The 15,533-nt window shown below is 70.0% G+C and carries 8 protein-coding genes and 1 pseudogene; 3 read left to right on the top strand and 6 right to left on the bottom strand.

Going from position 1 to position 15,533, the window contains the following annotated elements; translation table 11 throughout:
- Nucleotides 1-10: 10 nt before the first annotated feature.
- The 6 genes from ASC65_RS00035 to ASC65_RS00015 form a co-directional block, all read right to left on the bottom strand.
- Nucleotides 11-2,923, bottom strand: a complete 2,913-nt coding sequence (locus ASC65_RS00035) for a M16 family metallopeptidase (protein WP_082525799.1) — start codon at nucleotides 2,921-2,923, stop codon at nucleotides 11-13.
- Nucleotides 2,924-3,048: 125 nt separating this feature from the next.
- Nucleotides 3,049-3,303: a hypothetical protein gene (locus ASC65_RS00030; RefSeq protein ID WP_056447767.1), complete on the bottom strand. Its 255-nt coding sequence runs from the start codon at nucleotides 3,301-3,303 to the stop codon at nucleotides 3,049-3,051.
- A 72-nt stretch (nucleotides 3,304-3,375) separates the two neighbouring features.
- Complete coding sequence (locus ASC65_RS17415; RefSeq protein ID WP_200939765.1) at nucleotides 3,376-3,528, bottom strand: hypothetical protein; 153 nt, start codon at nucleotides 3,526-3,528, stop codon at nucleotides 3,376-3,378.
- 83 nt (nucleotides 3,529-3,611) lie between these two features.
- Nucleotides 3,612-5,213 carry a family 43 glycosylhydrolase gene (locus ASC65_RS00025; RefSeq protein WP_056447766.1) on the bottom strand — a complete coding sequence of 534 codons (1,602 nt, stop codon included), beginning with the start codon at nucleotides 5,211-5,213 and terminating at the stop codon, nucleotides 3,612-3,614.
- A gap of 51 nt (nucleotides 5,214-5,264) precedes the next feature.
- Nucleotides 5,265-6,152 carry a hydrogen peroxide-inducible genes activator gene (locus tag ASC65_RS00020; RefSeq protein WP_056447763.1) on the bottom strand — a complete coding sequence of 296 codons (888 nt, stop codon included), beginning with the start codon at nucleotides 6,150-6,152 and terminating at the stop codon, nucleotides 5,265-5,267.
- A gap of 135 nt (nucleotides 6,153-6,287) precedes the next feature.
- On the bottom strand, nucleotides 6,288-7,067 hold the full coding sequence (locus tag ASC65_RS00015; RefSeq protein ID WP_235561353.1) for an EcsC family protein: 780 nt from the start codon (nucleotides 7,065-7,067) through the stop codon (nucleotides 6,288-6,290).
- Nucleotides 7,068-7,201: 134 nt separating this feature from the next.
- Between ASC65_RS00015 and mdh the strand changes: the two genes are divergently transcribed.
- From mdh to ASC65_RS17795, 3 genes and pseudogenes are all read left to right on the top strand, one after another.
- Complete coding sequence (gene mdh / locus ASC65_RS00010; RefSeq protein ID WP_056447760.1) at nucleotides 7,202-8,164, top strand: malate dehydrogenase; 963 nt, start codon at nucleotides 7,202-7,204, stop codon at nucleotides 8,162-8,164.
- 379 nt (nucleotides 8,165-8,543) lie between these two features.
- Nucleotides 8,544-15,221, top strand: coding sequence for an Ig-like domain-containing protein (locus ASC65_RS00005; RefSeq protein WP_156459494.1), 6,678 nt, complete (start codon nucleotides 8,544-8,546; stop codon nucleotides 15,219-15,221).
- Nucleotides 15,218-15,533, top strand: a pseudogene (locus ASC65_RS17795) (hypothetical protein); the annotation flags it as partial. The gene ASC65_RS00005 and the pseudogene ASC65_RS17795, both read left to right, overlap by 4 nt.

The raw sequence follows: 15,533 nt of genomic DNA, 5'->3' as shown, positions 1-15,533 counted from the left end.
ACCCAGAACCTCAGCGAAGCGCCGCCCTATCCAGATCCAGGTCGTCCAGCGCGATCACCTCCACGTTCGGATATTTGGCCCGCAGGGCGTCGATGAACTGGGCCGCGTCGCCGACGATCACCAGGCTGGCTTCCGATCCCGGCAGGTGACGGGCGAAGGCCGCCTCGACCTGCTCGGGCGTGACGGCGCGGACGTTGCCCGCATAGGCGGCCAGCTCGCTCATCGGCAGGTCGTAGAGGGCCAGGTTGGCGATGAAGCCGCCCAGGCCGTCGACGGTCTCCAGCGAGCGGCCGAAACCGCCGATCATGACCGCCCGGCGCGGGGCCAACTCGGTCTCCGAAACGGTCTCGGTCCCCATGCGGCCGATCTCCTCGAGGATCAGCTCGGCGACGGCCGGCACCGCGTCGTTGCGCGTCTGGGCGCTGGCGGTGAAGACGCCCTCATCGGCGCGCGCGCCCAGCGAGGAGCCGGCGCCGTAGCTCAGGCCGCGCTTGATCCGCACCTCCTGGTTCAGGCGCGAGGAATACCCCCCGCCCAGCAGGGTGTTGCCCAGCGACAGCGGGAAGTAGTCGGCGTCGGTGCGCGAGACGCCGCGAATGGCGGCCACCACCGCCGCCTGGCCGGCGCCCGGCTGGTTGATCACCACCACCCGCGGGGCCAGCACGGCGCCGGCCGGATTGGTCATCCGCGGTTGGGCGCTGGTCGCCGGTCGCCAGTCGCCGAAGGCCTGCTCGGCCAGGGTGCGGGCCTGGGCCTCGGTAATCGCGCCGGAAAACACCAGGGTGGCGTCGCTCGGGGCGAAGTGAGCGCGATGGAAGGCGACCACGGCGTTGCGGTCGATCTTCGGCAGGGAGGTCACCGTGCCCGAGCCCGGCGCGCCGTAGGCGGCGTCGCCGTAGACCACCCGGCCGACCGACTGCGAGGCGATCTGGCCGGGCTGGCTCAGGGCCACGCGAAGGCCGTCCAGGGTCTGGTCGCGCTGGCGGTCCAACTCCTCCTGGGCGAAGGCCGGGTTGCGCACGACGTCGGCCATCAGGGCCAGGGTCTGCGGGAAGACGTCGGCCGGGGCGTTGGCGTAGACATTGGTGAAGTCCACCCCGGCGCCGGCGCCGACGGTGGCCCCCAGGCTCTCGATCTCGGTGGCGATCTGGGTCGCCGAGCGGGTGGTGGTGCCCTGGGTCAGCAGGCCGGCGGTCATGCTGGCCAGGCCGGGGACGCGGCCGTCATCGCGCGTCCCGGCGTCGAAGCTCAACCGCGCCGAAACCAGAGGCACGCCGTCGGTCGGGGCGACCAGCACGCGCAGGCCGTTGGCCAGTTTGAAGTCGGCCACGGCCGGCGTCGCCGGGGCGACCTCGGGGCCGGGCGACGGGATGCGGGCGCGCTCGGCCTCGGGCAGCAGGACGGTCGGGACGCCGGCGGCGGCCAGGTCGGCCACATGCACCGGGGCGTCGACGTTCTTGTTCTGCTCGGTCTGCGGGTGGGCGTCGTCGGCCGGCAGGTAGCGCATGGTGATCATGCGCTGCTCGGTCAGATAGCGGTTGGCGACGCGCTGGATGTCGGCGGCGGTGACGGCCTTGAGCGCGGCGACCTCGCGATCGGCGGCGGCCGGATCGCCATCCCACATCAGGGCGAAGCCGAGCGCGTTGGCGCGGTCGTCGACCCCTTCGCGCTCCCGTAGGAGGTCGGCGACCAGCTCGTTCTTGGCCTCGGCCAGTTCGGCGTCGGTGACCGGGGCGTCGCGGAAGCGGGCGATCTCGGCGCGCAGGGCGGCGACGCCTTCGTCGGGCGACTCGCCGTCGGCCATGATGGCGTAGGCGGTCAGGTTGCCGGCCTGATTGGCGAAGTCCGGGGTGGAGCTGGCCTGCTGGGCGATCTGCTTCTCATAGACCAGCGAGCGGTACAGGCGGCTGCTCTCGCCGGTCGACAGGATGCCGTCCAGCACGGTCAGGGCGGCGCGGTCCTCATGGCTGTAGGGCACGGTGCGCCAGGCCAGCATCACCGCCGGCAGCGGCACGTTCGCGCCGTAGAAGGTCGCCTCGCGCGGTCCGGTCGGCTCGGCCTCGACGACATTGTTGGCGGGCAGGGCGGCGGTCGGATTGGTCAGGCCGCCGAAATACTGCTCCACCCAGCCGTCCAGCTTCGCCTGGTCGAAATTGCCCGCCACGATCAGTACGGCGTTGTCCGGCCGGTAGTAGGTGGCGTGGAAGCGGCGCACGTCGTCGATGGTCGCCGCGTTCAGCTCCTCGATCGAACCGATGCCCGGTCGGCGGTAGGGGTGGTTCTCATAGATGGTCTGCGGCGCCAGCAGGCCGAAGAAGCGGTTGTACGGATTGGCCAGATAGCTCTGGCGGTACTCCTCCTTCACCACGTCCCGCTCCGAGGCGAAGACATCGGCGTCGACGACCAGCGACCCCAACCGGTCGGACTCGGCGAACAACAGCCGCTCCAGGTGGTTGGCCGGCACCACCTCGTAGTAGTTGGTGAAGTCGTCCCAGGTGGAGGCGTTGTTGAAGCCGCCCACGTCCTCGGTCAGCCGGTCGAAGGTCTCGGTCGGCATGTTCTTGGTCGACTTGAACATCAGGTGTTCGAACAGGTGGGCGAAGCCCGAGCGGCCGGCCGGATCGTCTTTGGAGCCGACGCGGTACCAGACCTGCACCGTGACGTTGGCGGTCGAGGGGTCCTGCGCGCTGAACACCCGCAGCCCGTTCGGCAGCACGCACTCGCGGAAGCCCAGCGCCGGGGCCTCGCCGGCCGCGACCGGGGCCTGAACCGGGGTCGGCCTGCACGTCAGCTGCGGCGCGTCGGCGTTCGCAGCGGTGGTGGTGGTCGCCGCGACCGGAGCCGGAGCATCGACGGTGGCGCAGGCCGAAACGCCGGCCAGCAGGGCCGAGGCGGCGGCGGTCAGGATCAGGCGGGATTTCATGGGGATAGGCTCCGGTCGCCCGCCGCGCGGGCCTGCGCCGACCCTATCAAAGCCGGAGCGGGGCCGTCCCTTACGTTGCTGTAATGAAGGGCGGGCCAGTTAGCGTGGGGGTGAACCCGCCCCGCCTATGGCGTCAATTGGACCCAGATGATCGGGACGCCGTACTTTGCGGCCCATTCCTGGGCCGCCGTCATCGCGGTCTCAAGCGAGACGTCATCTTCCGGCAATGAGCAATAGCCGACGAATTCGCCATTGGGCTTCCAGGAACAGCCTGTCCCGTAGAACAGCCCGTCGCTGGTCGCTTCGATCCGTAGCCAAGGTTGGTCGTCGCCGTGGTTGGGCGCGTCTTCGCCAGGGGTGAGATAGACTATCTCAGCCATGTCCTGTCCTCCTGGCGAGAGGCCTCGCCGGTAAGCGGCCCGTCCTGGAATCAATCTGACCTCACTCCGGTCCTAAGCCTTCGGCTTGCGCCCCCCGAAGGTCAGCACCCCGAACCCGAGGGCCAGGCCGAGGATGATGCCGATGGCCATGTTGTCGATCAGCGCGCCGACGATCACGCCGATGATGATGCCCATGGGAAATCCGATCGCGCCGGCCTTGTTCATCGAACGTCCTCCGCAGTCCGGCCGGGCCGGGGTCGCCGCATGAGCGGACATGCCGCCGCGACCGTCAAGCTCACAGTGGGGGCTCAGGGCAACGCCCGGAACCGGAAATCCCGGAACCGCGCCTCGCCCTCGCCCGCCGCATAGAGCCCCGGGCGCAGCATCATGAAGCCGCCGCGGACGTTGTGGTGATAGCCGGAGACTTCCATCTGGCGGTCGAACTTCGTCCAGGTCGCGCCGTCGTCGCCGCTGTGGTGGAAGGTGACCACGTGCCGGTCGTTGGTCATCCGCAGGCGCATTCGCCGCCCGTGCGGATTGGCCGGCCGGCCCCGCTCCAGCCCGTACTGGTGGGTCACGAACCGCTCGCCGTCGAAGCCGAGGCCGGCGTACAGGGCCCTGTCGTAGAACAGCACGACCCCCGCGGTGGTCCCCGGATCGATCTCGACGTCGACCTCGATCTGATAGGCCTGCTCCCCCTGGACGAAGGTGATCGGCGGTCCGTCCTTGGGCGACCGGCCGGCGGCCTTCAGGTGCAGCACGCCGTCGCGGCAGGCGAAGCGGGCGCGGTCGTCCGGACCCGGATCGGGAAAGCTCCATTGCGTCCCGAACCGCTCGCTCGAAAAGTTGTCGGACAGGGCCGCGCCGTGCGCGACGGGCCGCCCGCCGCGGGGCGCCGTGATGGGCGCGGCCGGGTCGGCGCCCGCCTCCGGCCAGCCGTCGGCCCGCCAGCGGATCGGCTCCAGCAGGGTCTGGCGGCCCAGGGTCCAGTAGCCGTTCTCATAGGCGTGATAGACCATCCACCAGTCGCCGGCCGGCCCTTCGACGACGGTCGCATGGCCCTTGGACCACCAGCGCTCGGACCGGTCCTTGGTGCGGATCAGCGGATTGTCCGGATGGTCCTCCCACGGCCCGAACACCGACTTTGAACGGGCGACGATGACCATGTGGCTGGTTGGCGGCCCGGCCGTGCCGCCCACCGCCGTGATCATGTAGTACCAGTCGCCGCGCCGGGTGATCTTGGGCCCCTCGGGCGAGAAGCTCTCGACGTCCCAGTCGGCCGGATAGCGCCACGGGTCGTAGACATGCCGCACCGCGCCGACCGTCGACAGTCCGTCCTCGGACAATCCGATCAGGTCGCCGCCGCTGAGAAACAGATAGCGCTTGCCGTCATCGCCGACCGCGTGGCCCGGGTCGATGTGGTCGGGCAGGTTCAGGTCGACCGGATCGCTCCACGGTCCCTCGATCCGGTCCGCCCAGGCCACCCAGATGGTCCGCCGCTGCGCCGTCCGCGCGGGGATATAGAGGTGGAAGCGGCCCGCGTGCTTGCACAGCTCGGGCGCCCAGACAGAGCCGATGTTGCGCGTCAGGGCGGCGGTCACCGGGCTCCAGTTGACCAGGTCGTGCGAGCGCCAGATGACCAGCCCCGGCACGGACTCGAACGACGAGAAGGTCATGTACCAGACGTCGCCGTCCCGCAGGATCGACGGGTCGGGATGGTCCCCGGCCATGATGGGATTCAGGTAGAGGCCGTCGCCCAGGTCGGCCTTGCGCTGGCCCTCGACGCCGCGCGCCCAGGTCGCCTCAGGGGCCGCACAGTCCGCCGCCCGCGCCTCGCCGCCCCCGGCCAGCAGCGGCGCCGCTCCGGCCGTTCCCAGCAGCCCGAAGGCGCTCCGCCGCGTCCACGCCATGCGCACGTCTCCCTGTCCCGGCGCGCATGACACCGGTAGACAGGCGCCGCGTCAATCCAGCTTGAGCGCCTCGGCCAGCAGCCGCGCCTCGCCGGCCCGGCTCGAGCCGGCGCGCCAGGCCACCACGATCTCGCGCCGCGGGGCCTTGGCCGAGATGTGCCGCACCACCACCCCCGGCATGTCGGCCAGGCCGGCGCGCACCGCCATTTCCGGCAGGAAGCTGACCCCCAGGCCCGAGGAGACCATCTGCACCAGCGTGTGCAGGCTGGTGGCGGCGAAGACGTCCTCGCCCTTGGGCGGCTCGATGTCGAAGGCGGCCAGGGCCTGGTCGCGCAGGCAGTGGCCGTCCTCCAGCAGGATCAGGTCCTCGGCCTTCAGCGAGCCGGGCGGGATCGGCCCGGCCGCGGCCAGGGCGTGGCCGACCGGGGCGGCGGCCAGGATCTCGTCGTCGCCGATGCGGGCGTGGTCGATGCCGGCGGCGGTGTAGGGCAGGGCGATCACCGCCGCGTCCAGCTGGCCGGTCTTCAGCGCCGCCACCAGCCGCGGCGTCAGGTCCTCGCGGATGAACAGGCGCAGCGCCGGATAGGCCGTCTTCAGGCCCGGCAGCTTGGTCGGCAGCAGGAAGGGGGCGACGGTCGGGATGACGCCCAGCCGGAACCGCCCGGACAGCGGCTTGCCGGCGTTCTTCGCCGCCTCGACCAGGTCCTCGGTCCGCGCCAGCACGTCCTCGGCTCGCTTCACCGCCTCGGCCCCCACCGCGGTCAGCTGCACATGGCCACGCGTCCGCTCGACCACCGGCGCCCCGAGGATCTTCTCCAGCTCCTGCACTCCCGCCGACAGCGCCGGCTGGCTCACATGCGCCGCCTCCGCCGCCCGGCTGAACGAGGCGTGCTCGGCGAGGAGCTTGAGGTACTGGAGCTGGCGCAGGGTGGGGAGCATGCGGCGGAAATAGGCCGTCGCTATGCGAACTTCAAATGCAATCGATTGCACTTATGCCGAGACTCTGCCTTGTCATCCCCGACGAAGCGAAGCGGGGATGGAGCCCATCCTCCATCATCGCCCGGGAGGCCAAGGCTACGTCCCGCCCTCGCCGAACCATCGCATCCGGCAGGCCATCACCGCGGTGTCGCCCAGCCGGTCGACCAGCCGCCAGTTGACCACCGCCCCGATCGGCGAGCCCACAACGGGGATCAGCTGGGCCATCTTGGCGAGGTCGATGTAGTCCCGGTACTCCTGCTGGAATTTCCGCCAGTCGTAGTCGGTGATGGCGGTCGGCTGGTCCACGTTCGCGATCCAGTCCTCCAGCGCCTTCAGCGCCTCGGGCCGCCGCCGGGCGCTGGCGAAGGCCAGGTGGAAGATGTGCAGCACGAACAGCCGCTCGCGCACCGAGCCGCCGCCCCAGCCGTAGCAGGCGACCACGTCGCCCAGCATCCGCACCTTGATGGCCATCAGGGCCGGGAAGTCGGCCGCCGCCATGACGAAGCCCCCCGCCCCGGCGACGCCGCCCTCGATCCCGGCCGTGTTGCGATAGACCTTGATCGCCGCCCGCGCCCTCAGCTCCCGCGCCGCCAGCGAGCCCTGCGCCGTCGGCCGGGCCTTCACCAGGTCCGAGCCGAACAGGATGCCCTTGGTCATCGCCTCGACCCCGGCGGTGATCACCGCGTGGACCCGCTCCGGAATGATCCGGTTGATCCGCTCCTGCGTCCCCTTGCTGGCCCAGTCCCACAGATTCTGGCGCTTCAGCACCTTGGCCCGCCAGGCCTCCATCTCGGCGCGCACGACGGCCTCGTCCGCGACCGTGATCAGGTCGGCGGGCACGTCGGCGGCGGGGATGAGTTCGGGCGGCTGGGCCATGGCGTCTGAAACCTCACGCGGCGTCACGGTTGCAGGCTCGCGCGCGCGGGTCTAGACCGCCGCCAACCTTTCCTCCCCACCCTAGACAGACGGCCTCAAGTAGCGCGCAGCGCGGTAGGCCCACGGAGATGTATATGGCTCGCGCGAAGATCGCCCTTATCGGCGCCGGCATGATCGGCGGCACCCTGGCCCACGTGGCGGCGCGCGAAGCGCTGGGCGACGTCATCCTGTTCGACATCGCCGAAGGCACCCCGCAGGGCAAGGCGCTGGACATCGCCGAGGCCACCTCGGTGTTCGGCTCGTCGGTCTCGCTGAAGGGCGCCAACGACTACGCCGACATCGCCGGCGCCGACATCTGCATCGTCACCGCCGGCGTGCCGCGCAAGCCGGGCATGAGCCGCGACGACCTGATCGGCATCAACCTGAAGGTCATGAAGGCCGTCGGCGAGGGCATCAAGGCGCACGCCCCGAACGCCTTCGTCATCTGCATCACCAACCCGCTCGACGCCATGGTCTGGGCGCTGCAGAAATTCTCGGGCCTCCCGAAGGAGAAGGTCGTCGGCATGGCCGGCGTGCTCGACTCGGCCCGCTTCGCCTACTTCCTGTCGGAAGCCACCGGCGTCTCGGTGCAGGACATCAACGCCTGGACCCTGGGCGGCCACGGCGACGACATGGTCCCCATGGTCCGTCACTCGACCATCGGCGGCCTGCCCCTGCCCGACGCGGTCGCCGCCGGCTTCCTGACCCAGGAGAAGCTGGACGCCATCGTCGACCGCACCCGCAAGGGCGGCGGCGAGATCGTCGCCCTGCTCAAGACCGGCTCGGCCTTCTACGCCCCGGCGGAATCGGCCATCGCCATGGCCAAGTCCTACCTGCTCGACCAGAAGCGCGTCCTGCCCTGCGCCGTCTGGCTCTCGGGCGAATACGGCCTGTCCGACCTCTACGTCGGCGTCCCGGCCCTGATCGGCGCCGCCGGCGTCGAGAAGGTCATCGAGTTCACCACCAACGACGACGAGAAGGCGATGTTCGCCAAGTCGGTGGAGTCGGTCCAGGGCCTCATCCAGGCCTGTAAGGACATCGACAGCTCGCTGGCTTAAGCCACAGCCGGCCCGGGACGGGCGGTCCCGCAGGGCCGCCGACCGCGGACGAAAAGGAAAGAGGCCGCGGAGCGATCCGCGGCCTTTTCTCATGTCCGACAGCGCGGCGGCGTCTCTACTAAGAAATGATGATTTCCGAGGCCGCTTCGTTCGGTAGCTTTCCTGGCGATGCCGCGCGGTGGTGGCCGGACGCCAAGGGGAGACGCGCGTGTCATCGAGAACACGGGTCTCGCAAGTTCGGCCTGACGGTCCTCGTTTGGGGGTGTGGGTCGCCCGCCGGGCGCGCTAGGAAGTAATGACGGCCGAGAAGTAAGAAAACTTCGCTGTTCCAGCAGCTTATCCTCTCGGGGTGGGCGAGGCCGTCGCGGAGGAGGGGCAGATGGTCAAGCGCTTGGGTCGGTCACAGGACGGATTTGTCGGGGCCTGCATCGGGACGGAAGGCGCGGTCCGCGGAGACAATCTCGCCCCCGCCGGCGTGGATCAGCCGCTGGAGCCCCCGCTCGCCGGCGCGATCACTCAGGCCTCGCCAGATGACGGCCGGCATGCCGCCTACACAGGGGTCGACCAGCCAATGGACGGCCTGTCGGCCGGCTTGACGTTCACCGTGAACCAGGCCGGTCCGCCGACCTGGATAGGCGCGGCGGTGACCGCCAACGCCTCACTGACGGGCGCGCAGAACTACGCCAGCGTCGGCGCCTTGGAGGGCGGCGGCCATGTGGTGGTCTGGACCAGCGGCTTTTCCAGCGGCGGCACCGGTTCGCTTTTCGCACGGCGCTTTGACGCCAGCGGCGTCGCCTTGAGCGGCGACATCGCAGTCGGCACGGTGCGCTACACGGGCCACACGGCCACGATCGGTCTGCCGGACGGCGGCTTCATGGTCGTCTGGCAGGAACTCGACGGCCTGATGGCCCAGCGCTATTCGGCCGCCGGCGCGGCGGTCGGAGCCAAGATCACCGTCGGACCCGGCGGCATGAGCGGCACGGACGGTCCGGCCATCACCCAGCTGGAATCGGGAGAGTTCCTGATCTCCTACAGCCGCGCGCAAGGCGGCTACTCCGTCTGGACCCAGCGCCTCGACGCCAACGGCGCGCTCTCGGGGGCGGCGCAGCGGGTCAACGAGGCCACCACGACCTCGATCGAGGCCGACATCGCCAGCCTCCCTGACGGAGGCTACCTGGTCGCCTGGAGCGGCAGCGCCGGCGTGTTCGTGCGCGCCTTCGACGCCGCCGGCGTCCCTCGCACGGGTGACCTGCAAGTGGTCGCTTCCCCACAGGCCAGCAGCGGTTATCAGAGACAGCCCAGTATCGCCGTGCTTGAGGACGGCACGGCCGTGGTCGTCTGGCAGAAGTGGTCAGGCTCCAGCTATTCGGTCATGTCACAATTGATCGACGCAGCCGGGACGCCCGTCGGCGCGCCGATCCTGGTTCAGGACACTGGCGCAATCATCGGTCGGCCGATGGTCCACGCGCTCGAGGACGGCGGCTATGTGGTCGCCTTCACCAACGCCTCCGGGACCGCCCTGCAGCGCTACAATTCCAGTGGGGCCGCGATCGGCGCGCCCATCTCGACCGCAGGATCCCTGGCCGGCTACGACGCGGTCGCCCTGAACGCCGCGGGAGACCTGGTCATAGTCTCCACCACTGGTGGAGCCGATCCAAACATCACCTTCCGACGGGTTGATGTCCCGTCCGCCCTGGAGACGGCCGAAGACCTGGCCATCGCCCTGACGATGACGATGACTCAGGTCGATCCCAGCGAGCCTGGCCAGGTGCGGATCGTCGGCCTGCCCGAAGGCGGGTCCTTCTCGGCGGGCGCGCGTCAGCAGGACGGCTCTTGGCTGATCGACCGCCAGGATCTGCCCGGCCTGACCCTGAGACCGCCGCCGGATTTCACCGGCGTCCTGTCCCTGCAGGCCACGGCGTTCACCGACGGCGACCTGGCCAATGGCGTGACGCGTTCGTTCGGGGTCAGTTTCGCGGCCGTCAACGATGCGCCACGCGCCGCCAGCGACCTGATCGAGGCGTCTGAAGACCAGGTCGTCACCTTCTCGCCCCTCGCCAATGACCGGGAGGTCGAGGGCGAGGTCATGACGATCACCCACCTCAACGGCCAAGCGGTAGCGGCAGGCCAGAGCGTCGCCATCGCCGGCGTCGGCAGCTTGAGACTGAACGCCGACGGGACCGTCACCTTCACGCCGGGGCAGCACTGGCACGGCGCACAGGCCTTCACCTACACGGTGCGCGACCCCGCCGGCGCCAGCAGCCAGGGCTCCGGCGTGCTTCGCCTTGCCGCCGTCACCGACGGCGCGACCTTCAGCTATGGCCAACTGGCGAACTGGACGCCCGTGGCCATCGACGCGGCGGACGTGCGGGTCAACACGACCACGGTCGGGGTGCAGAGCCAGTCCTCCGTAACGGCGCTCGAGGACGGCGGCTATCTGATCGTCTGGGTCTCGGCCGGGCAGGACGGTTCGGGGACCGGGGTTTACAGCCAGCGCTATGACCGTCTCGGCCAGAAGGTCGGCGGCGAGCAACTGGTCAATCACCTGACGGCCGGGGACCAGCAGCAGACCGCCGTGCTTTCCATGGCGGACGGCGGCTGGGTCGTCGCCTGGGCCGGTCCGATCGAGGGCGGGGCGACGACCGGCGTCTATGCCCGACGCTACGCCGCCGACGGGACGGCGACCCAGACCCATCTGGTGACCGATGCCGCGTTCAACACCCAGTACTATTCCGGAACGGCCTACAACCAGGGCGCCCCGACGCTCGCGCCGCGAGCGGACGGCGGCTTCGCCATCGGCTGGACCACCTTCTTCTCGGCCTCCGACAACGACGCCTGGTACCGACAGTACGGTCCGGACGGCGCCCTGCTGGGCAGCCACTGGATGGACTCCGACGCCAGCCTCGACGACCATCCGCAGCTCGTGCAGACGTCGGACGGCCGCCTGTTCGGGGTCTATCAGGACTCCCGTGGCTTCTATAACGGCCCGACGTCGGGCCAAGACATGGACTACGGCATCTGGATCGAACGCTACAGCCTGACCGGAGCGGTCGGGGACCCGCTGCAGCTGAACACCACCATAGCCGGCGTCCAGACCCATCCAACGCTCGCGGTCCTCGCCAACGGCAACATGGTTGCGGCCTGGCAGTCGCCGGACGCCTCCGGCACGGGGATCGTCTTCAGGGTTCTGAACAGGGACGGTGAACCGATCCTGGGCGAGCGGTGGGCCAATCGCACCACGCCGGGCAATCAGACCTCGCCGGACATTGTCGCCCTGGCCGATGGCACCTTCATCATCCTGTGGACCTCGGCCGGCACGGACGGCTCCGGCGCCGGCGTCTACGGCCAGCGCGTCAGCGCCGACGGCACGCTCTTCCTCGGCTCCGAGTTCCGCCTGAACGCGACCACGGCCGGCGACCAGCTGTCCGACAGCGCCGTCACCGACACCAGCTTCGCGGTGCTCGAGGACGGCACGCTCATCGCCACATGGTGGGGCGACGGCGAGGTGCATCATCGCCGCTTCGATCCGCCCGAAGCGGCCTTCACCGCCTATCAGGGCCAGCCGATCGCCATCCCGCTGACGGTGACCCTGGTCGATGCGTCCGAAACGTTCGAGCTGGCCATCTCCAACCTGCCGCCGGGCTCGGTCCTGTCGGCAGGAAGCCAGCGTATCGACGGCGCCTGGGTGGTGACGGCGGCGCAGGCCGCCAACCTGACCCTGACGCCGCCGCCGGGTTATGCCGGCGACATCCTGCTGCGGATCGAGATCACGACCGTCGACGGCCCCAGCCGCTCTACGGCGGTGTCCTATCGCTCGGTTCAGGTCCTGCCCGTGGACAATGACGCCGACGGCGCGGGAATCGCCTTCCGCACCGGGGCCGACGCCTTCTCCAACGCAGACTTCAACGTCACCCAGGTGACGGGCGGAAGCTACACCGACGGCGGCGTCGCCGCCCTGACCAACGGCAACTGGGTGGTGACCTGGTCCGGTCAGTTTGGGGATTCCAACGGCTGGGGCGTGCGCGCCGTCGTCATGAACGCCGCCGGCGCCGTCGTCAGCCAGGATCGGGTCTGGGGCGGACCAGGGGACTTCACGGTCAACACCTTCGCGACAGGGGCCCAGGACAACCCGTCCCCGGTCGCCCTGCCGGACGGCGGCTTCCTCGTGGTCTGGCACTCGTCCGGGCAGGACGGTTCGGAATGGGGGATCTACGGCCAGCGGTTCGACGCCGTCGGGGCTTCCGTCGGATCCGAGTTTCGCGTCAACACCACGACCGCTTTGACCCAGGAAGCGCCGACTGTCGCCGTTCTCGACGACGGCGGCTTCGTCGTCCTGTTCGAGAGCCAGCCGTCGGCCGGTCAGTTCGAGATCCGCGGGCAGCGGTTCAATGCGGACGGCGCCGTCTCCGGTGCGGAGTTTCTCGTCCGGCCGGTCACCAACGGCGGCGCCCAGCGGTGGCCCGATGTCGCCGCGCTGGACGGCGGCGGTTTCGTCGCCGTCTGGTCGGACATGGCGACGGACGGCTCGAGCGGCGGCGTCAGCATGCGGCTCTATGACGCCCGCAACGACGCCACCGTCTACTGGGTCAATCAGTACGCCAACGGCAGCCAGTCCGAGGCGAAGGTCGCGACCCTTGCGGACGGGTCCTTCCTGGTGACTTGGACCACCTTCGCCGACCAGCCCGGCGCGGTGCATGGCATCTACGCGCGCCGGTTCGAACTCACGCGGGACGGCGTGACCGGCGGCGCCGAATTCGCGGTCCAGACCACCACGACGACGGATGATCTGAGGTTCTCGGACGTCGTGGCGTTGCCGGACGGCGGCTATATCGTGCTGTGGAACTGGGACACGAACGACGACGCCGCCAGCGACCTGGTCGCCCGCCGGTATGACGCCGAAGACCGGCCGGTCGGCGCCGCCTTCCGCATCAACGCGGAGGATTACGGCAACCAGGGGTCGGTCGAGGTCTACGCCGATCCCATGGCGACGCTCGATCACAACGGCGACCTCCTGGTCGTCTGGACGGACTATCGGGACGGCAACCTCTACTCCCGCCGGTTCGCCGTCGACCCGGAGCCGCCCTTCGTCGGCCGCGTCGGCGAGGCGATCCGGCTCGAGATCGAGGTGACGCCCCATGATGCCGCGGAGACCGTGGACATCATCGTGTCCAACGTGCCCGCCGGCGCCGTTCTCTCCGCCGGCGAGCGACAGGCGGACGGTCGTTGGCTGCTCGACCAGGCCGATCTTCAGGGCCTGACGTTGACGACATCGTCCACCTACGCGGGGACCGGCTTCGACCTGATCGTCACCGTCACCACGCGCCAGGGCTCGGACAGCGTGACCACGGTCGCCTACCAGACCGTGCAGGTCCGGCCGGCCCCTGCGCCCGTCGTCCTGACGGGCGCCGAAGGTCCCGATGCGCTAACGGGCGACGGCGGCGCCGACACCCTGACCGGCCTGGCGGGCGACGACGTGCTTGCCGGCCTCGCGGGCGATGACCTTCTCGACGGCGGGCTGGGCGCCGACCAGTTGAACGGCGGCGCGGGTCAGGACACGGCCGTCTTCGCCGGAGCCCGCGCCGGCTACGTGATACGGCAGAACGCGGACGGGATCTTCACCGTCACCGGACCGGAGGGGGCCGATACCCTGACGGATGTCGAGTCCGCCCGGTTCGCCGACGTCACCGAGCGGCTCCTCGGTGACGTCCGCAGCGGGACCTCGGCCGGCGACCTGCTTGTCGGAACTGAATGGGGCGACAGGCTCTCCGGCGAGGACGGTGAAGACAGCCTGCGGGGCGGCGCCGGAGCGGACGTGCTGACCGGCGGCGCCGGACTCGACACCGCGGACTACTCCACGGCGGCCGCGGCCGTGCGCGCTCAGCTGAACACCGGCTCCGCCTCGGACGACGGCGACGGCGGGGCTGACACCCTCATCGGGATCGAAAATCTGACCGGCTCGGCGTTCAACGACACCTTGACCGGCGACGGCGCCGCCAATGTGCTGCGCGGCGGTCTCGGAGCGGACACCCTGCTGGGCCTCGCCGGGGCCGACATCCTGTGGGGCGGGAGCGGCGCTCTCAACCAGTTGCAGGGCGGGCAGGGCGATGACTGGTACGTGCTGGAGGCCAACGACTCCATCGTGGAGCTGTCGGGCGAGGGCGTCGACACGGTGGAGGCCCGCATCGGCGCCTACGTCATGGCGGCGAACCTAGAGACCCTGATCTTCACCGGCGCGGGCGCGTTCTCTGGCACGGGCAACGCCCAGAACAACGCCATCACCGGCGGCGGGGGCGACGACACCCTGCGCGGACGGGGCGGCGTCGACGTCCTCAACGGCGGGGCGGGCAACGACACGGCGGACTACTCCCAGGCCGCCGCCGGCATGCGCGCCCAGTTGAACACCAACGTGTCATCGAATGACGGCGACGGCGGCACGGACTCGTTCAGCTCGATCGAGAACCTGACCGGCTCGGCCTTCAACGACACCCTGATCGGCGACGGCGCCGGCAACATCCTGCGCGGCGGCCTCGGGGCCGACACCCTGCTGGGCCTGGCCGGCAATGACGTGATCTGGGGCGGATCGGGCGTGGTGAACCAGCTGCAGGGCGGACTGGGCGATGACCGCTACGTCCTCGAGGCCAACGACTCCGTCGTCGAGGTCGCCGGCGAGGGCAATGACACCGTCGAGGCCCGCATCAACGCCTATGTCCTGGCGCTGAACGTCGAGACCCTCGTCTTCGGCGGGACCGGAAACTTCGCGGCCACCGGCAACGCCCAGGCCAACACCATCACCGGCGGAAACGGCGACGACAATCTGCGCGGCCGCGGCGGGATCGACCTGCTCAACGGCGGCGCCGGCGTCGACACCGTCGACTACACCCTGGCCGCGGCGGGCGTCACCGCCCGCCTCGACCTGATGCGCGCCACCAACGACGGCGACGGGGCCACCGACACCTTCACCGGCGTCGAGAACCTGACCGGCTCGGTCTACAACGACCTGCTGATCGGCAACGCCGGGAACAACGTACCGACACCTTCACCGGCGTCGAGAACCTGACCGGCTCGGTCTACAACGACCTGCTGATCGGCAACGCCGGGAACAACGTCCTGCACGGCGGCATCGGCACCGACACCCTGCTGGGCTTCGGCGGCGACGACATCCTGTGGGGCGGCTCCGGCGGCGGCAACAACCAGCTGCAGGGCGGCCAGGGCAACGACTATTACGTGCTGGACGCCTTCGACACCTGCGTCGAGCTGGCCGGCGAAGGCATCGACACCGTCGAGGCCCGCATCGGCAGCTACACCATGGGCGCCAACATCGAGAACCTGCTCTATGTCGGCGGCACCGGCACCTTCGTCGGCACCGGCA

This window comes from Brevundimonas sp. Root1279 (genome assembly GCF_001425945.1).
Lineage (GTDB): Bacteria > Pseudomonadota > Alphaproteobacteria > Caulobacterales > Caulobacteraceae > Brevundimonas.
Note: the sequence above shows the minus strand (reverse complement) of the source record. Positions and strands in the feature narration are given on the sequence as shown.